Origin of the sequence: Aureimonas phyllosphaerae (assembly GCF_900113065.1) — a bacterium.
In the GTDB taxonomy this organism is placed as follows: domain Bacteria; phylum Pseudomonadota; class Alphaproteobacteria; order Rhizobiales; family Rhizobiaceae; genus Aureimonas; species Aureimonas phyllosphaerae.
Genome location: NZ_FOOA01000008.1, coordinates 1 through 16,711 on the forward strand (window position 1 = coordinate 1; position 16,711 = coordinate 16,711).

A 16,711-nucleotide genomic window follows, 5' to 3' on the forward strand; every position below is an offset into this window, starting at 1 on the left:
CCCCTGCGCCTCGTGCGCGCGAAGGTTCGTGTTCGGATGCAAAGTGTGCGCCATGTCGGCCGCAGCCAGCGAGTTCGAAAGCGTGTCCATGGGGGATCCCCGTTCTGAAGGCTCCGCGCGGGCCGATCGGCATCGCCGGATGGTTTCACGTGTGACAACAGCGCTGATGCGCCAAATCGGTCAAGCCGCCGCGGTGCGCTTGCGGCGGTTCATCAGGGCGGCGAGCGCGGCGAGGAGCAGCGTGCCGACGATCAGCACGAAGGCGGCGGCCGCGATCGCCGGCGAGATGTTCTCGCGGATCGAGGAGAACATCTGGCGGGCGAGCGTGCGCTGGTTGGGACCGGCGACAAAGAGGGTGAGCACCACCTCGTCGAGCGAGGTGGCGAAGGCGAAGACCGCGCCGGTGACGACGCCCGGAAGCGCCAGCGGCAGCGTCACGCGCCGGAACACGGTGGCGGGCGAGGCGCCCAGACTCGCGGCCGCGCGCTCGACCCGCCGGTCGATGCCCTGCAGCGCCGTCGAGACGCTGATCACGACGAAGGGCACGCAGAGGACCGCGTGCGACAGGATCACCCCGATATAGGTCGAGGTGAGGCCGAGGCCGCCGAGCGAGATCTGCAGCCCGACGCCGAGCACCACCGCCGGCACCACCATCGGCAGGAGGAAGAAGGTGCGCAGGACATTGGGGAAGGGGATCAGCCCGTTGCGAAGCCCGAGCGCCGCCAGCGTGCCGAGCACCACCGACAGGACCGTCGCGCCGAGGCCGATGATCAGGCTGTTGACGATCGACAGGCGCCAGGCATCGGCGGTCGCGAGCTCGGTGAACCAGCGCGTCGAGAAGGACGGGATCGGGTAGTTCAGGAAGATGCCGCCGGTGAAGGCGAGCGGCAGGATGGCGACGAGGGGCGCCAGCAGAAACACGACCGCGAGTGCGCCGAAGAGGCTTTGAGCGGGCTTCAGCATGGTCAGGCCCCCAACGGCGTGCCGGAGCGCGAAAGCCGGCCGTAGACAAGGTAGAGGATCGTGGTGACGACGAGGAGGATGAGGCCGAGCGCGCCGGCCATGCCCCAGTTCGCGGTTTGGAGGGCGTAGAAGGCGATGATCGAGGAGATCATCTGGTCGTTCGGGCCGCCGACGAGGGCTGGCGTGATGTAGTAGCCGATCGCCACCATGAAGACGAGGAGGCACCCCGACAGGATGCCGGGCATGGCGAGCGGCAGGAGGATGCGGCGGAAGGCGGCAAACGGCGTCGCGCCCATCGAGGCGGCGGCCGGCATCAGCGTCTTCGGGATGCCGTTCACCACCGAGTAGATCGGCAGCACCATGAAGGGCAGGAGGACGTGCGTCATGGCGACGACGACGCCGGTGCGGTTGAAGATGAGGGGGAGGGGGCCGCTCGTGAGACCCAGCGCCTGCAGCGCGCCGTTGATGACGCCCTGGTCCTGGAGAAGGATGAACCAGGCGGCGGTGCGCACCAGGAGCGAGGTCCAGAGCGGCAGGAGGACGGCCATCATCAGGACGTTGCGCTTCCAGCCGGTGGTCGCCGCCATCAGCATGGCGTAGGGCAGGCCGATCGCAAGGCAGCACAGGGTGATCGTCGCGGCGATCAGGAAGGTACGGGTGATGATCAGCCGGTTGGCCGAGGCCCCGGCGGGCAGGCTCTCGACCGCGCCGGCCTCGTTGCGGGTGAGATCGACGGCGGCGAGAAGATTGCGGTCGGTATAGGCGGAGGAGGCGGTCTGGATCGCGCCCCAGAAGGCGGGGTCTGCCCAGCGCTTGTCGAGGGCGACGAGATCGACGGCGCCGCCGTTTGCGTCCTTGGCGGCGCGCTGCGTCTTCGGGATCAGGGTGCGGAAGCCTGACACGTCGCTATTGAGGCGGCGCACGGCGGCGCCGAGCCCGATCGCGTCGGCCTCTGCGAGGTCGGCGACGAGCGCCCCTTGCGTCGCGGCATCCGGCACGCCCTCACCGCTCCAAGACGAGATCGCGGCGCTCGTGCGCGGCAGGACGGCACCGACCGCCGGGTCGCGCACCGACACGGACACCATGGTCCAGAGCGGCCAGAGGAAGAACACGCCGAGAAACAGGAAGAGCGGCGCGACGAGGCCGAGGGCGCGAAGGGTGGAGCCGGCCCGCGTCATGCCGGGAACACCGCGATGTCGGCCGGGTCGATCACGACATGGGCGGGCCCGCCAACCGCGGGCGCACCGAGGCGGCGCTCTGCGCGCGCGATCAGGCGCAAGGGCCCGCGCGACAGGTGAAGGCGCAGGTGGTCGCCCTGGTAGACGACGTCGTCGACGCGCGTCTCGATCGCGTCGGGGCGCGCATCAGTGTGAAGATGCAGCCGCTCCGGGCGCACCGAGACCATGACGGCGGTGCCCGGCCGGAAGGTCGGCCCGGGCGCGGCCTTGAGGCTGGTGCCGCCCTCCAGCGCAAGGCGCGTCCCCTCGGTGTCGGAAGCGTCGACCGTGGCGCCGAGGAGGTTGGTCTCGCCGATGAACTGGGCGACGAATGCGTTCTGCGGATGGTCGTAGACCTCCGTCGCCGTGCCGACCTGCGAAATCTTGCCCTTGTCGAAGATCGCGATGCGGTTCGACATGGTCAGCGCCTCGCCTTGGTCGTGGGTGACGAAGACGACGGTGAGGCCGAGGCGGCGGTGAAGCTCGCGGATCTCGAGCTGCATCTCCTCGCGCAGCTGCTTGTCGAGCGCACCGAGCGGCTCGTCCATCAGGACGACCTTGGGCTCGAAGACGAGCGCGCGGGTCAGCGCCACGCGCTGCTGCTGGCCGCCGGACAGCTGGTCCGGGCGCCGGTCGCCGAGATGGCCGAGGCGGACGCGGTCGAGACCGGTCTTCACGCGGGTCGCGATCTCGGCCTTGGACATGCCCCGCATCTGCAAGGGGAAGGCGACGTTCTCGGCGATCGTCATATGCGGAAAGAGCGCGTAGTTCTGGAAGACGACGCCGATGCCGCGCTTATGCGGCGGCAGGTCCTCGATGCGCTCGCCGTCCATCAGGATCGTGCCGGATGAGGCGTTCTCGAAGCCCGCCAGCATCATCAGGATCGTGGTCTTGCCCGAGCCCGACGGCCCGAGCAGCGACAGGAATTCGCCCTTCTCCACGGCAAGGTCGAGGTTCTCGACGACCCGTGTCTGGCCGAACGACTTCGACACGTCCTGAAAGTGGATGAAGGTCATCGAGCCTCGTCGCGGTGGTTCGGGGAGACGGAAGACGACGGGTCCGGCGACGGAGGCCGCCGGACCCTTCAAAGGGGTGTTTACTGCGCCACCCAGGCGTTGAAGCGCGTGTTCAGCGCCTCGATGTTGTCGACCCAGAAGTCGGTATCGAGCGGGATCGCGACGTCGAGATTGGCCGGGGCCGTCGGCAGCTGCGCGGAGACCTCGGGCTTCAGCATCTCGCCGGCCGCCTTGTTGGGCAGGCCGTAGGCGATGTAGTCCGGCAGCTTCGACTGGTTCTCCGGGGCGCTGGCAAACGCGATGAAATCGAACGCCGCGTCCTTGTTGGGCGAGCCCTTGAGGACGACCCAGCTGTCGACCGCGTAGATCGAGCCCGGCCAGACGATCTGGAAGTTCTTGCCTTCCGACTTGTTGATGCCGGCGAGACGCCCGTTATAGGCCGAGGTCATCACCACTTCGCCGGACGCCAGAAGCTGGATCGGCTGCGCGCCGGCCTCCCACCAGACGAGGTCCCGCTTGATCGTGTCGAGCTTCTTGAAGGCGCGGTCGACGCCCTCCGGGGTCGCCAGAACCGTGTAGACCTCCTTCGGGTCGACGCCGTCGGCGATCAGAGCGAACTCGAGCGCGTATTTCGGACCCTTGCGCAGCGCGCGCTTGCCGGGGAACTTCGCGGTGTCGAAGAAGTCGGCCCAGCTTTTCGGCGCTTCCTTCAGCTTGTCGGCATCGTAGCCGAGGCCGGTCGTCCAGACGATCGCGCCGACGCCGCATTCGTTGACGGCGGAGGGGATGAACTTGTCCTCGCCGCCGAGCTTCGACCAGTCCACCGGCTCGTAGATGCCGTCGGCGCAGCCGAGCGCCAGCTCCTCGGCCTCGACCTGGACGGCGTCCCAGTTCGGCGTGCCGCCCTGCATCTTGGCCGACAGGACGCCGTAGCCGCCGTCCCACGATTCCTCCAGCACCGGCTTGCCGGTCTTCTCCGCGAAGGGCTTGAAGTAGATCTCGCGCTGGGCGTCCTGGTAGTTGCCGCCCCAGGAGACGACGGTGAGGTCGCGCGCGGCGGCCGGCACCGCCGCCAGGAGCGAGGCGGCCAGAAGGCTGCCGACGAGAGTGCGAATGGTGGACCGTGACATGGCGTTGTTTCCCCCGGCTTGTTGAACCGTTCGAAAATCAAGCACGAAAGGGGAAAAGCGCAAAACCCTTCGCGCGGGCGCTCGAAATAGTTTCCACCATCTCAATAGGTCGGCGGGGTGATCGCGCTGATCAGCTCCGCGGGTTCGGGACCGGGATTGCGGAAGCGGTGGGGCGTCTCGCTGTCGAAGTAGTAGGCGTCGCCCGGCTCCAGTATGCGCGTCCGCTCGCCGACGCTGACCTCGACGCGGCCCGCGGTGACGATGCCCGCCTCCTGCGCCTTATGCGAGAAGGCCTCGCCCGTGTCGGCGCCCGGCTGGTAGGTCTCGCGCAGCATCAGGAGCTTGCGGCCGGGATGGTTGATGCCGACCATGCGATAGGAAATGCTCGTCGTGCGGCCGATCTCGGGCAGGTCGCCGCCGCGATAGAAGGGCGAGGAGGGCGCCGCCTCGCCGAGTTCGGAGAAGAAGCCGGTCAGCGTCGAGCCCATCGCCTCAAGGATGGCCTGGAGCGTGTCCACCGACGGGCTCATCCGGTCGCGCTCGAGAAGCGAGATGGTGGAATGGGCGATGCCGGAGCGCACCGCGAGCTCGCGGGTCGACAGCTGGCGGCGGCGGCGCATCTCGCGGATCGCGGCTCCGATGGCGGGCATGACATCTCCTCTGGCGGGCGGCCGGGCGGCGTTGACTGCTCATCATACTGAACGGGGCGCGCCGTGTCCTTGCCGCCCGGTGGCGCTTCTGCGAGCGTCCTGCGTGCAAAACCAGCACGGAAAACGCCCGATGCCCCACGAAATCGACAGCCTTCGCTCCCGCCTCCGCTTCGTGAAGGCTCCCAAGCCGCAGGGCGAGACGCATGCGAGCGTCGCCGGGACGGTGTCGGAGATCCTCGCCGCGGTGCGCAGCGAGGGCGATTCGGCGGTGAAGCGCTACTCCGCCGCCTTCGACAAGGTGGAGCCGGCGGCGGTCGAGGTCAGCCGCGAGGAGCGCGAGGCGGCGGTCGCCCGGCTCGACCCGCAGACGCGCGCCGACACCGAGTTCGCCATCGCCAACGTGCGCGCGTTTGCCGAAGCGCAGCTCGAGACCATCCTGCCGCTGGAGATCGAGCTTCGGCCCGGCCTCCATCTCGGCCACCGCGTCATTCCCGTCCAGCGCGTCGGCGCCTATGTGCCGGGCGGGCGCTACCCGCTCCTGTCGGCGCCGATCATGACCATCGTGCCGGCCAAGGTCGCCGGGTGCCCCGAGGTGATCGCCTGCCTGCCGCCGACGGCGGCGGAGGCCATGGTCGCGGGCTGCCACCTGTCGGGCGCGGACCGCATCTTCCGCATCGGCGGGGCGCAGGCGATCGCCGCGATGGCCTTCGGGACGCAGACCATTCCGGCCGTGCACAAGATCGTCGGGCCGGGCAATGCCTACGTGAACGAGGCCAAGCGGCAGGTCTTCGGGCCGGTCGGCATCGACCAGCTGGCGGGCCCGAGCGAGATCTACACGCTCGCCGACGAGACCGGCAACGCCGAGGTGATCGCAACCGACCTCCTCGCCCAGGCCGAGCACGACATTCACACCCGCGTCGGCCTGATCACGACCCACGCGCCGCTGGCGGAGGCGGTGATCGCGGAAGTGGAGCGCCAGCTGGAGACGCTGTCGACCGCCAACGTCGCCCGCGTCTCGTGGGAGGCGCAGGGCGAGGTGACGGTCTGTGCTTCCGAGGACGACATGGTCGCCTATTCCGACTGGATCGCGGCCGAGCACCTGCAGGTGCATACGCGCGACCCGAAAGCCTTCGCGGCAAGGCTGACGGGCTACGGCTCGCTGTTCATCGGCACGAAGGCGAGCGTCGTCTATTCCGACAAGTGCTGCGGCACCAACCACACGCTGCCCACGATGGGCGCCGGACGCTATACCGGCGGGCTCTGGGTCGGCTCCTACGTCAAGATCGCGACGCACCAGTGGCTGGACGACGAGGGCGTCGCCGCGGTCGCGCCGCCCGCCTCGCGCCAGAGCGCCTCGGAGGGGCTCGAGGGCCATCGCCGCGCGGCCGCCCTGCGACTGGAGAAGCCCGACCTCTTCCGCTGATCGGGGCGGGCACCCCGTGCCGCCGGCGAGCGGGCGGCGGGCGGGGCGTTGGTGCGCGCGACGTATATGATATGCTGGCGGGGCTCTCGGAGACCCGCCTCGTGACGAAGATCGAATACCGGACCCTCAACGACCTCGCCTACGATCGCATCCGCGAGGGTCTGATGGCCGGCAGCTTCCATCCCGGCCAGGTCCTTGTGATCCGCACGCTGGCCGAAAGCTACGGCATCTCGACGACGCCGGTGCGCGAGGCGCTGCAGCGGCTGGTCGCCGAGCGGCTGCTCACGCTCCTGCCGAACCGCTCCATCGCGGTGCCGGCGCTGGAAGCCGGCAAGTATGCCGAACTCGCGCGCATCCGCTGCGAGCTGGAGGGGCTGGCGGCGGAACTTGCCGCCGCGCGCGTTCGCAAGGCGACCCTGCGCAAGCTGGCCCGGCTCGCCGACGACATGGACGAGAGCCTCGCCGCGCGCGACCACGACGCCTATCGACGCCAGAACCAGGCCTTTCACTTCGCGGTCTACGGCGAGGCGGCCTCGCCGCGCCTGTTCGAGATGATCCAGGACCTGTGGAGCCAGACGGGGCCCTACATGAAGGAGCTGTTCGGGGCGCCGGCCTACGAGCCGAAGGCCAACGAGGCGCATCGCAGCGTGCTGGCGGCGCTGGAGGCGGGCGACGGCGTGCGGGCGCGCGCCGGCATCGTCGCCGATCTCACCGTCGCCGGCACCTTCCTCGTGCCCCATCTCGAGGCGGTGGAAGGGGCGCGGCGGCGCGAGGCGGAGCCGGCCTGACCCTTCGCACCCCGCGCCCGCTCAGGCCGTCGCCTGGAGCGAGGCTTCAAGCACCTCGGCGAAGAGGTCGGCGTTGCCGCGGTCGAAGACCAGCGGCGGGCGAATCTTCAGGCTGTTGTGATGCTTGCCCGAGACCGAGATCAGGACGCCGCGCTCGCGCATGGCGTTGACGACGCGCGAGGCGCGCGCCCGGTCGGGGGCCCGCGTCCTGCGGTCGGCGACGAACTCCACCGCCATGAACAGGCCGACGCCGCGCACGTCGCCGACGCCGGGATCGTCGGCCGAGACCGCCTGCACGCGCTCCAGGAGATGGCGGCCTGTCCGGAGCGCGTTCTCCTGCAGCCCCTCCGCCTCGATCGCGTCGAGGACGGCGGCGGCGGCCGCGCACGACACCGCGTTGCCGCCGAACGTGTTGAAGTAGCGGGCGTTGCGGCCGAAATCGGCGACGATCTCGGGGCGCATGACGACCGCCGAGATCGGCTGGCCGTTGCCCATCGGCTTGCCGAGCGTCACCATGTCGGGCACGACGCCGTGGCGCTCGAAGCCCCACATCGCTTCGCCGGTGCGCCCGAAGCCGGGCTGCACCTCGTCGGCGATGAAGAGGCCGCCCGCCGCGCGGATCGCCTCGGCCGCGCCCCGGAGGAAGCCGGTCGGCCCGGCCAGCACGCCGTCGCTGGTGAAGAGGCTGTCGACGATCAGCACCGCCGGCCGGATGCCGTGGCGCCGGAGATCGGCGATCGCGGCCTCGACTGAGGCCTGGAACGCCACGCCGACATCCGCGTCGCCCATGTGGTAGCGGTCGGGCGCGGGCACCGTGCGCACATGGGGCCCGAGATCGACGGAGGGCCCGAGCGAGGGCGAAAAGGCGGCGACGCTCTCGGTGATCCCGTGATAGGCGTTCTCGGTGACGATGATGCCGGTGCCGCCCGTGCGGGCTTTCGCGATGCGCAGGGCAAGGTCGTTCGCCTCGCTGCCCGTGCAGGCGAACATGACCTGGGACAGGTCCGCCGGGAAGGTCGCGACCAGCCGCTCGGCATAGTCGAGGATCGCCGTGTGGAGGTAGCGCGTGTTGGTGGCGAGCACGCCGACCTGCGCGCGGATCGCCTCGACGACGCGCGGGTGGCAATGGCCGATCGAGGTGACGTTGTTGTAGGCGTCGAGAAAGGCGCGGCCCGTATCGTCGTAGAGCCAGACGCCGTCCCCGCGCACGAGATGCAGCGGCGTCTCGTACATCAGCCGATAGGCCGGCCCGAGGACGCGCGCGCGCCGCTCGACCAGCGCCTCGTTGTCGGGGCTCAGGTTGCCGCGCCCCGGCACGAAGGCGTTGGGCATGGAGAGATCGGCGGTGGCGCTCATGCGTTGGGGCTCCGGCGGGTCGGTCGACCGGGATCGGTCGCGGCAACCAGCCATTGGCCGCCGATTGCGATACATGATATACCAGAATTCTGAAGCGGAAAAGGCGACGCGGAGGGCTTCGAGGCTGGATGCCGGCCGCACGAACCGTCGCCGGTCCACACCGCTCCGGCTTGCCGCATCATCGTATATGGTATATCAAAAACGGGCGGAGGGCCTGTCGGCTTTCCGTTTCACGAAGCCATCTGGCGAAAGGCCGGCCATGTCCCAGTCCGAGATCGCCGAACCGCGTTCGGCCTTCACCACGGCAGCGCCCGCCTTCGGCCTCGACGAGATCGAGCGGATGGTGCGCGAGCGCTACGGGATCGCGGCCCACGCCTCGATGCTGACCAGCGAGCGCGATCTTACGGTGCGCCTCGACGCCGAGGACGGCGCGCGCTTCGTCCTCAAGATCGCCAACGCCGCCGAGGATCCCGGCGTTTCGGAGTTCCAGAACCGGGCGCTCGAGCATCTCGCCCGCGCCGTGCCGGACGTGCCCGCCTCGCGCCTTGTGCCCACGCTGGACGGCGCGCCGGAATTCTTCGCGCCACGCGACGGTGAGCACCATTTCACGCGGCTCCTCACCTGGCTGCCCGGCCGCCCGCTGTTCGGAGCCCCGCGCACGCCCGCCCAGATGCGCGGCCTCGGCACGGCGCTTGGGCGCCTCGCCAAGGGGCTGTCGGACTTCACGCACCCCGCCGCCGAGCACGAGATCGTCTGGGACATCCGGCGCTCGCCCGGGCTTCTCCAGCACACGCGCCATGTCGCCGATCCCGCGCTGAGCGCGCGCGTCGCCCGGATCTTCGAAACCTTCCGCGACGAGATCGCGCCTCGCGAGGACGCGTTGCGGATGCAGGTCGTCCACAACGACTTCAACCCGTTCAACCTTCTCGTGGACGAGGTCGACACCGATCGCCTCACCGGCATCCTCGACTTCGGCGATCTTGTCCGCACGCCCGCGATCTACGATCTGGCGATCGCCAGCGCCTATCAGGTGGCCGACGAGGGGCATCCGTTCGAGCCGGTGGCGGCGCTGGTGTCGGCCTATCACGCGGTGCATCCCGTGCCGGAGGCCGAGCTCGATCTCCTGCCGCAGCTCGTCGGCGTGCGACAGGCGATGACGATCACGATCGGCGAATGGCGCGCCAGCCGCTATCCCGAGAACGCCCCCTACATCCTGCGCAACCACGCCAAAGCCCGCTCGGCCATGGCGCGCTGCGAGGCGGTGCCGACGGAGGAGGCGCGCGAGATGCTGCGCCGCGCCTGCGGGGTCTAGCCAGTCCCGAAGCCCGCGGTCCCACCGCTGCCGAGGCGCGGCGAGGGCGTATCGAGGCTGAGCGCGGCGTCGCGGAAGCGGATCGGCGTGCGCAGACCCGGCACCCCGTCCGGCTCGATCCGCATGCCGCGGTGGAGGACCTGAGGGTCGGCGAAGACGTCGGCGAGCGTGTTGATCGGGCCGGCCGGCACGCCCTCGCGCTCCAAGTCGGCGAGCAGCGCGTCGCGCGCCATGAGGAGAAGCCGCCCCTCCATGATCGCGACCAGCGCCGCGCGGTGGGCGACGCGGGCCTCGTTGGTGGCAAAGCGCGGGTCGGTGGCGAGGTCGGGCTCGCCGATCACGGCGGCAAGCTTGGCGAACTGCCGGTCGTTGCCGCAGGCGATGACCACATGCCCGTCGGCGACCGCAAAGCCTTGGTAGGGCACGATGTTGGGATGGGCGTTGCCGAGGCGCCTGGGCGCCGTGCCGCTGGCGAAGTAGTTCAGCGCCTGGTTGGCGAGCACGCCGGTCATGCAGTCCATCAGCGCTATGTCGACATGGTCGCCGCGCCCCGTTCGCTCGCGCCGGGCCAGCGCCGCCTGGATCGCGATCACGCCGTAGAGACCGGTAAAGATGTCGGCGAACGCGACGCCGATCTTCTGCGGCGTGCCGTCCGGCTCGCCGGTGAGGTCCATGATCCCGCCCATCGCCTGAATCATGAAGTCGTAGCCGGCCCGTTGCGCATAGGGGCCGTCCTGCCCGAAACCGGTGACCGAGCAGTAGACGAGGCGCGGGTTCGCGGCCGCGAGCGTCTCGTAGTCGAGGCCGTATTTTGCAAGGCCCCCGACCTTGAAGTTCTCGACGAGGACGTCGGCCTCATCAGCCAGCCGGCGCACCAGCGCGCGACCGTCCTCGGTCGCGAAGTCGGCGACGACCGACCGCTTGCCCCGGTTGGCGGCGTGGAAATAGGCGGCCGTCCTTTCGCCGTCGTGGGTGACGAAGGGCGGGCCCCATCGGCGGGTGTCGTCGCCGTCCGGCGCCTCGACCTTGATCACCTCGGCGCCGAGATCGGCCAGCGTCTGGCCGATCCAGGGCCCGGCGAGGATGCGGGCGAGTTCGAGGACCTTGAGGCCCTTCAGCGGCGCATCCGCCATCAGAAGAAGGCCTGGAGCCCGGTCTGCGCGCGGCCGAGGATCAGCGCGTGGACGTCGTGCGTGCCCTCGTAGGTGTTCACCGTCTCGAGGTTCTGCGCGTGGCGCATCACGTGATACTCGCCCATGATGCCGTTGCCGCCGTGCATGTCGCGGGCCTCGCGGGCGATGGCAAGCGCCTTGCCGCAGTTGTTGCGCTTGACGATCGAGATCATCTCTGGCGCCATGCGCCCCTCGTCGAACAGGCGCCCGACCCGGAGCGAGGCCTGGAGCCCGAGCGCGATCTCGGTCTGCATGTCGGCGAGCTTGCGCTGGACGAGCTGCGTCTGCGCCAGCGGACGGCCGAACTGCGCGCGCTCCAGCGTATAGCTGCGCGCGCGGTGCCAGCAGTCCTCGGCAGCGCCCAGCGCTCCCCAGGAAATGCCGTAGCGCGCCCGGTTGAGGCAGCCGAACGGACCCTTCAGGCCGGAGACGTTCGGCAGCAGCGCGTCCTCGCCGACCTCGACGCCGTCCATTACGATCTCGCCGGTGATCGAGGCGCGAAGCGAGAGCTTGCCCTCGATCTTCGGGGCCGTCAGGCCCTTCATGCCCTTGTCGAGCACGAAGCCGCGGATCGCCCCGTCATGGGCGTCCGACTTCGCCCAGACCACGAACACGTCGGCGATCGGCGCGTTGGAGATCCACATCTTGGCGCCCGACAGGCGGTAGCCGCCGTCGATCTTCTCGGCCCGCGTGCGCATGCCGGCGGGGTCGGAGCCGGCGTCGGGTTCGGTGAGGCCGAAGCAGCCGATCCATTCGCCGCTGGCGAGCTTGGGCAGGTATTTGCGGCGCTGTTCCTCCGACCCGTAGGCGTAGATCGGATACATCACCAGCGAGGACTGGACCGACATCATCGAGCGATAGCCCGAATCGACCCGCTCCACCGCGCGCGCCACCAGCCCGTAGGACACGTAGGAGGCGCCGGCACAGCCGTACTCCTCCGGCAGCGTCACGCCGAGGAGGCCGAGTTCGCCCATCTCGCGGAAGATCTCGGGGTCGGTCGTCTCCTTCAGATAGGCCTCGACGACGCGCGGGCGCAGGCGCTCCTCGGCAAAGCCCGCCGCCGTCTCGGAGATCAGCCGCTCGTCCTCGCTCAGCTGGTCGGCGAGGAGGAACGGGTCGGCCCAGTCGAAGCTCGCCTTGGCGGGTGCGGGGGCGGCGGCGGACGGGACGGCGCTGGCGGGAAGGGCGGACATGGTCGCTTCTCCTGTCTGGTGCCGGCGATCCTGCGCCCGCTCGCGCGCTCGCGCAAACGATGATATCGGATCGAAACATTCATGCATTCGATGAAGTCGGCCGATGCGACCCGCCTACCACCCGACGATCGCCGAACTGCGCGCCTTCGTCGCCTGCATGGACAAGGGGTCGGTGACGGAGGCCGCGGCCAGCCTCAACCTCACGCAGAGCACGGTCAGCCGTTCGCTCGCGCTTCTCGAAGACAAGCTCGGCGTGCCGCTCTTCCACCGCGTGCGCAAGCGCCTCGTGCCCTCCGATGCCGGGCGGCTCTTTGCGGTGGACGCGGCGGCCGTCCTCGCGCGGCTCGACGAGGCGAGCGTCAAGACCATGGCCTTCGGCGGGCGGCGCGAGATCCTGAACCTTGCCGTCCTGCCGACCTTTGCCGCGCGCTGGCTCGCCCCGCGCCTCGTCGCCTTCTCGCGCGCCGAGCCCGGCATCAGCCTCAACGTCAGCGCGCGGCTCGGCGCGGTGGACTTCGAGCACGACGGGTTCGACGCGGCGATCCGGCGCGCGGGCGCAGCGGCGGGGAGCGAGGGCGGCCTCGTCCTCCTCGCCGACCGGCTCTGCGCGGTGGCGAGCCCCGCGCTTCTCGACGGGCGCGAGACGGCGGGGGAGGGGGCGCTCACCGGCCTTCCGCTCCTGCAGCAGGCGACGCGCCCGACGCTCTGGCTCGAATGGTTCCGCGAGGCCGGGCTCGACGCGCGCGACATCCTGCGCGGCCATCGGTTCGAGCAGTTCGCGATGGTGGTGGAGGGCGCGGTCGCGGGCCTCGGCGTCGCGCTGGTGCCCGATTTCGCGGTGGAACGGGAGCTTCGCGCCGGCCTCCTGACGCTCGCCTCGCCGCGCCGCCTCGCGCTGTCCGACCCCTACATGCTCGTGCACCCCCCGCGCAGCCTGGAGCGGCCGGCCTTTGCCCGTTTTCGCCGTTGGCTCGAGGCGACGGTGAAACAGGAGGCGACGTCCGCGCCGTGATCCGTCGCCCGGCAACGCCGAGCGGTCGAATCAACCGGGGCGCGTAAGTCTCCCGCGCAAGCCGCCCGAGGGGCGCAAATCCCCCGGCGTTCCACGCGCGTTCGGCACGTGGAAAACCCAGCGTCGTCAGAGGCTTGAGGCGTCAGCCGGCGAAGCTGGCCCCGAGTAACGAAAAGTTTTTGCACAATTGATTCAAATCCTATCCTTTAACTCTTGACGGGTAACTTTCGGACGTCAAGCAACGCAAGGATCGGACCGACGTTGATGACGCCCTTCTCGCTCGGGCCCGCCTGCACCCTGTCGCAGGCCGAGGCCATTCATGCCGCCTTGAGCGAGCATCTTCTCGACCATGCCGGTGAGGGGCTTCTCGTCGACGCCTCCGCCGTCGAGGAGGCCGACATCAGCCTCGTCCAGATCCTGGTCTCGGCCGGGCGCACCGCCGCCTCGCGCCATCTCGCCATGACGCTCGAACCCTCGCCCGCGGTCACCGCGCTTCTCGCGCGTGCGGGCCTCGACGACTGGGCCGCAAGCCTTCGCGCCTGAGCATTCCGAAAAAAGGTCAGTTCCCATGGGCAAGCCCGTTCTCTGCGTCGACGACAGCGCGAGCGTCCGTCAGATGGTGTCGTTCACGCTGGAATCGGCCGGCTACGCGCCGACCACGGCCGAGGACGGCGTCGACGCGCTCTCCAAGCTGTCGGGCCACCGCTTCGCGCTGGTGATCACCGATCTCAACATGCCCAACATGGACGGCATCACGATGATCTCGAGGATCCGTGCCATGCCCGAGCATGCCGGCATGCCGATCGTCATGCTGACCACCGAATCCGACGACGCCAAGAAGGCCGCCGGCAAGGCCGCCGGCGCCACGGGCTGGATCGTCAAGCCGTTCGACCAGACGCGTCTCCTGGCCGTCGTTAACAAGCTGATCGGGGCCTGATGCCATGAACAGCGGGAACGCCGTCGAGATCTTCCTGAACGAGGCCCGCGACCTTCTGGAGCAGCTGGAAGCGGCGCTCCTCGATCTCGAGGCGCGTCCCGATGATGCCGAGCTCATCAACACGACCTTTCGCGCGCTCCACACGCTGAAGGGCTCGGGCGGCATGTTCGGCCCGCCCGACATGGCCGCCTTCGCCCACAAGCTGGAGGACGCGTTCGAGCGGGTGCGCCGCGGCGAGGCGCCGCTGACGCCCGCCCTCGTCGGCGTGCTCCTGGCCGCGACCGACCAGATCCGCCGCCTCCTGTTCGAGCCGGCGCCGGCGCTCGCCGCGCGCAGCGCCGAGCTCGTCGAGGCGCTGCAGGCCGCGGTCGGCGGCGCGGCCTCCGTCGCGCCGGCCGCCGCGCCCGCCGCCAGCCGCTTCGTCATCACGCTGCGCCTGCCCGCCAACGCGCTCCTCTTCGGCACCAACCCGCTGGCGCTCCTCGACGAGCTGCGCGCGCTGGGCGAGGCCGAGGTCGAGGCGCTCACCGACGCGGTGCCCGAACTCGCCCTCCTCGCGCCGACCGAGCTGCATCTCGCCTGGCGCATCACCCTTTCCACCGATAAGGGCCTCGGCGCGATCGAGGACGTCTTCATCTTCGTCGACGAGCCGGGCGCCGTCACGATCGAGGCGCTCGGCACGGCCGAGGCCGCGCCCGCCGCCGCATCGGCGAGCGCCGAGCCGGTCGTCGCCGCAGCGCCTGCCGCCGCCGCCAAGGTCGAGCCGGCAAGGGCCGAGGCGAAGAGCCAGGCGCAGCCGGAGGCGAGCGTTCGCGTATCGGCCTCGCGCCTCGACACGCTGCTCGACCAGGTCGGCGAGCTGGTGATCGCGCAGGCGCGCCTGACGGCTCTCACCCACCAGCGCCACGACCCCGTCCTCACCGCCGTGGTCGAGGAGATCGAGCGCATCTCGGCGGACCTGCGCGACAGCGCCATGGACATGCGCATGCTGCCGATCGACTCGCTCTTCTCGCGCTACCGCCGCGTGGTGCGCGACCTGTCGAGCGATCTCGGCAAGGAGATCGACCTCGTCCTGTCGGGCGAGGATACCGAGCTCGACAAGACCGTGCTCGACCGCCTCGGCGATCCGCTCGTCCACATCATCCGCAACTCGATCGACCACGGCATCGAGATGCAGGACCGCCGGCTCGCCGCCGGCAAGTCGAAGCGCGGCACGCTGCGCCTTTCGGCCCGCCAGTCCGGCACCGAGGTCATCATCACGATCGAGGACGACGGCGCCGGCCTCAATCGCGAGCGCATCCTCGTAAAGGCGCGCGCCGCCGGGATCGTCGCCGACGGCGTGACGCCGCCGAACCGCGAGATCGACGAGCTGATCTTCCACCCCGGCCTGTCGACGGCCGCCGCCGTGTCGAACCTGTCGGGCCGTGGCGTCGGCATGGACGTCGTGCGCCGCACGATCGGCGAGCTGCACGGCTCGATCGAGATCGCGACCGAACCCGGCCAGGGCACGCGCTTCACGCTGCGCCTGCCGCTGACGCTCGCCATCATCGACGGGCTTTTGGTGCGCGTCGGCGAGACGAAGTGCATCCTGCCGCTCGCCAATGTCGAGGAATGCGTCGAGCTCTCGGCGATCGAGTGCCGCACGTCGAGCGGACGCAACTTCGTCGACATCCGCAACACGATCGTGCCGATCTTCCACATGGACGCGATCTTAGGCGCCGCCTCGGCCGAGGACGGCATCGTGGTGGTCGCCGACACCGACACGGGCCGCGTCGGCGTGGTGGTCGACCAGGTGGTCGTCCAGCACCAGACCGTGATCAAGCCGCTCTCGCCGCTGCACCGCGCGACGCCGGGCCTGGCCGGCGCGACGATCCTCGGCGACGGCTCGGTGGCGCTGATCCTCGACATCAACACCCTGGTCCGGCAGGCGGGCGCCGTGCGCGCCGACCGCCTCGCCGCCTGAGCCGGAGCGCGAACCGATGACGCAAGCCCCCGCCGCCGCGCCCGACCTCGCCACCGCTGCGCCGCCCGTCGACTTCCTCACCGTCTCGCTCGGACAGGACGTCTTCGCGCTCGCCGTCGAGGCGGTGCACGAGGTGCTCGACCCGCCGCCCGTCACCACCGTGCCGAACGCGCCGGCCTTTGCGCCCGGCCTCGTCAACGTGCGCGGCAACATCATGCCGCTGATCGATCTCCGCCGCCGTTTCGCCATGCCCGCGGTCGCCGACACCGAAAGCTCGCGCGTCATCGTCTCGCGCGTCGAGACGGGCGGCGAGGGCTTCTTCGTCGCGATCAAGGCCGACGCCGTGCACGAGGTCGTCTCACTCGACCGCGCCGCCGTCGAGCCGGTCCCCGAGAACGGCACGCGCTGGCCGCTGCGCTTCCTGCGCGGCGTCGTGCGCCACGGCGGCGGCTTCGTGGTCCTTCTCGACCTCGAGACCGTGCTGCAGCCCGACCCCGCATCCCTGCCGAACTGAACCCGTCCTCCCATTCCGCCCCGCATTCCGAACCCCTCGGCTCCCTTCCGACCCCGGACCCCCTT

General features: G+C 70.1%; 16 protein-coding genes. 8 read left to right on the forward strand and 8 right to left on the reverse strand.

All coding sequences use genetic code 11. The features are described from left to right. Positions 1–180 precede the first annotated feature (180 nt). From BM175_RS11290 to BM175_RS11310, 5 genes are all read right to left on the reverse strand, one after another. Complete coding sequence (locus BM175_RS11290) at positions 181–963, reverse strand: ABC transporter permease (RefSeq protein ID WP_090963084.1); 783 nt, start codon at positions 961–963, stop codon at positions 181–183. Between the two features lie 2 nt (positions 964–965). Continuing rightward, the gene (locus BM175_RS11295) at positions 966–2,141 is read right to left on the reverse strand and encodes an ABC transporter permease (protein ID WP_090963087.1); all 1,176 of its coding nucleotides are present in this window, start codon (positions 2,139–2,141) and stop codon (positions 966–968) included. Further along, positions 2,138–3,196 carry an ABC transporter ATP-binding protein gene (locus BM175_RS11300; RefSeq protein ID WP_090963089.1) on the reverse strand — a complete coding sequence of 353 codons (1,059 nt, stop codon included), beginning with the start codon at positions 3,194–3,196 and terminating at the stop codon, positions 2,138–2,140. Before BM175_RS11300 ends, BM175_RS11295 begins: the two co-directional genes overlap by 4 nt. A gap of 80 nt (positions 3,197–3,276) precedes the next feature. After that, a complete protein-coding gene (locus tag BM175_RS11305) occupies positions 3,277–4,326 on the reverse strand; it encodes an ABC transporter substrate-binding protein (RefSeq protein WP_090963091.1) in 1,050 nt (349 codons plus the stop codon). A 101-nt stretch (positions 4,327–4,427) separates the two neighbouring features. Further along, positions 4,428–4,976: a cupin domain-containing protein gene (locus BM175_RS11310; protein ID WP_090963093.1), complete on the reverse strand. Its 549-nt coding sequence runs from the start codon at positions 4,974–4,976 to the stop codon at positions 4,428–4,430. A 130-nt stretch (positions 4,977–5,106) separates the two neighbouring features. Between BM175_RS11310 and hisD the strand changes: the two genes are divergently transcribed. Both hisD and BM175_RS11320 read left to right on the forward strand, forming a co-directional pair. After that, complete coding sequence (gene hisD / locus BM175_RS11315; RefSeq protein ID WP_090963096.1) at positions 5,107–6,399, forward strand: histidinol dehydrogenase; 1,293 nt, start codon at positions 5,107–5,109, stop codon at positions 6,397–6,399. Positions 6,400–6,500: 101 nt separating this feature from the next. Beyond that, positions 6,501–7,187, forward strand: a complete 687-nt coding sequence (locus tag BM175_RS11320) for a GntR family transcriptional regulator (RefSeq protein WP_090963401.1) — start codon at positions 6,501–6,503, stop codon at positions 7,185–7,187. 21 nt (positions 7,188–7,208) lie between these two features. Here the strand turns inward: BM175_RS11320 and BM175_RS11325 are convergent, their stop codons facing one another. After that, on the reverse strand, positions 7,209–8,543 hold the full coding sequence (locus BM175_RS11325; protein ID WP_090963098.1) for an aspartate aminotransferase family protein: 1,335 nt from the start codon (positions 8,541–8,543) through the stop codon (positions 7,209–7,211). A gap of 259 nt (positions 8,544–8,802) precedes the next feature. Here BM175_RS11325 and BM175_RS11330 point away from each other — a divergent pair, with 259 nt between their 5' ends. Further along, a complete protein-coding gene (locus BM175_RS11330) occupies positions 8,803–9,855 on the forward strand; it encodes a phosphotransferase (RefSeq protein ID WP_175526836.1) in 1,053 nt (350 codons plus the stop codon). On the opposite strand, the gene BM175_RS11335 is transcribed toward BM175_RS11330, so the two are convergent. Next, the gene (locus tag BM175_RS11335) at positions 9,852–10,988 is read right to left on the reverse strand and encodes a CaiB/BaiF CoA transferase family protein (protein ID WP_090963102.1); all 1,137 of its coding nucleotides are present in this window, start codon (positions 10,986–10,988) and stop codon (positions 9,852–9,854) included. The genes BM175_RS11330 and BM175_RS11335 overlap by 4 nt on opposite strands. Beyond that, positions 10,988–12,220 (reverse strand): acyl-CoA dehydrogenase, encoded by a 1,233-nt coding sequence (locus BM175_RS11340; RefSeq protein ID WP_090963104.1) that lies wholly within the window; start codon positions 12,218–12,220, stop codon positions 10,988–10,990. The genes BM175_RS11335 and BM175_RS11340 overlap by 1 nt, the downstream gene beginning before the upstream one ends. 103 nt (positions 12,221–12,323) lie before the next feature. On the opposite strand from BM175_RS11340, the gene BM175_RS11345 reads away from it, so the two are divergent. The 5 genes from BM175_RS11345 to BM175_RS11365 all read left to right on the forward strand — a co-directional run bounded on the left by BM175_RS11345 (position 12,324) and on the right by BM175_RS11365 (position 16,646). Continuing rightward, the gene (locus BM175_RS11345) at positions 12,324–13,232 is read left to right on the forward strand and encodes a LysR substrate-binding domain-containing protein (RefSeq protein ID WP_090963105.1); all 909 of its coding nucleotides are present in this window, start codon (positions 12,324–12,326) and stop codon (positions 13,230–13,232) included. A gap of 264 nt (positions 13,233–13,496) precedes the next feature. After that, on the forward strand, positions 13,497–13,775 hold the full coding sequence (locus tag BM175_RS11350; RefSeq protein ID WP_090963107.1) for an STAS domain-containing protein: 279 nt from the start codon (positions 13,497–13,499) through the stop codon (positions 13,773–13,775). Positions 13,776–13,800: 25 nt separating this feature from the next. Continuing rightward, positions 13,801–14,169 (forward strand): response regulator, encoded by a 369-nt coding sequence (locus tag BM175_RS11355; RefSeq protein ID WP_090963109.1) that lies wholly within the window; start codon positions 13,801–13,803, stop codon positions 14,167–14,169. Between the two features lie 4 nt (positions 14,170–14,173). After that, positions 14,174–16,132 carry a chemotaxis protein CheA gene (locus BM175_RS11360; protein ID WP_090963111.1) on the forward strand — a complete coding sequence of 653 codons (1,959 nt, stop codon included), beginning with the start codon at positions 14,174–14,176 and terminating at the stop codon, positions 16,130–16,132. Positions 16,133–16,148: 16 nt separating this feature from the next. Then, on the forward strand, positions 16,149–16,646 hold the full coding sequence (locus tag BM175_RS11365; protein ID WP_090963113.1) for a chemotaxis protein CheW: 498 nt from the start codon (positions 16,149–16,151) through the stop codon (positions 16,644–16,646). The last annotated feature ends 65 nt before the right edge of the window (positions 16,647–16,711 follow it).

Excerpts from the sequence above, each read along its gene's own strand:
- BM175_RS11290 (WP_090963084.1), bottom strand. The coding sequence starts at position 963 with ATGCTGAAGCCCGCTCAAAGCCTCTTCGGCGCACTCGCGGTCGTGTTT.
- BM175_RS11295 (WP_090963087.1), bottom strand. The coding sequence starts at position 2,141 with ATGACGCGGGCCGGCTCCACCCTTCGCGCCCTCGGCCTCGTCGCGCCG.
- BM175_RS11300 (WP_090963089.1), bottom strand. The coding sequence starts at position 3,196 with ATGACCTTCATCCACTTTCAGGACGTGTCGAAGTCGTTCGGCCAGACA.
- BM175_RS11305 (WP_090963091.1), bottom strand. The coding sequence starts at position 4,326 with ATGTCACGGTCCACCATTCGCACTCTCGTCGGCAGCCTTCTGGCCGCC.
- BM175_RS11310 (WP_090963093.1), bottom strand. The coding sequence starts at position 4,976 with ATGCCCGCCATCGGAGCCGCGATCCGCGAGATGCGCCGCCGCCGCCAG.
- hisD (WP_090963096.1), top strand. The coding sequence starts at position 5,107 with ATGCCCCACGAAATCGACAGCCTTCGCTCCCGCCTCCGCTTCGTGAAG.
- BM175_RS11325 (WP_090963098.1), bottom strand. The coding sequence starts at position 8,543 with ATGAGCGCCACCGCCGATCTCTCCATGCCCAACGCCTTCGTGCCGGGG.
- BM175_RS11330 (WP_175526836.1), top strand. The coding sequence starts at position 8,803 with ATGTCCCAGTCCGAGATCGCCGAACCGCGTTCGGCCTTCACCACGGCA.
- BM175_RS11335 (WP_090963102.1), bottom strand. The coding sequence starts at position 10,988 with ATGGCGGATGCGCCGCTGAAGGGCCTCAAGGTCCTCGAACTCGCCCGC.
- BM175_RS11340 (WP_090963104.1), bottom strand. The coding sequence starts at position 12,220 with ATGTCCGCCCTTCCCGCCAGCGCCGTCCCGTCCGCCGCCGCCCCCGCA.
- BM175_RS11345 (WP_090963105.1), top strand. The coding sequence starts at position 12,324 with ATGCGACCCGCCTACCACCCGACGATCGCCGAACTGCGCGCCTTCGTC.
- BM175_RS11350 (WP_090963107.1), top strand. The coding sequence starts at position 13,497 with ATGACGCCCTTCTCGCTCGGGCCCGCCTGCACCCTGTCGCAGGCCGAG.
- BM175_RS11355 (WP_090963109.1), top strand. The coding sequence starts at position 13,801 with ATGGGCAAGCCCGTTCTCTGCGTCGACGACAGCGCGAGCGTCCGTCAG.
- BM175_RS11360 (WP_090963111.1), top strand. The coding sequence starts at position 14,174 with ATGAACAGCGGGAACGCCGTCGAGATCTTCCTGAACGAGGCCCGCGAC.
- BM175_RS11365 (WP_090963113.1), top strand. The coding sequence starts at position 16,149 with ATGACGCAAGCCCCCGCCGCCGCGCCCGACCTCGCCACCGCTGCGCCG.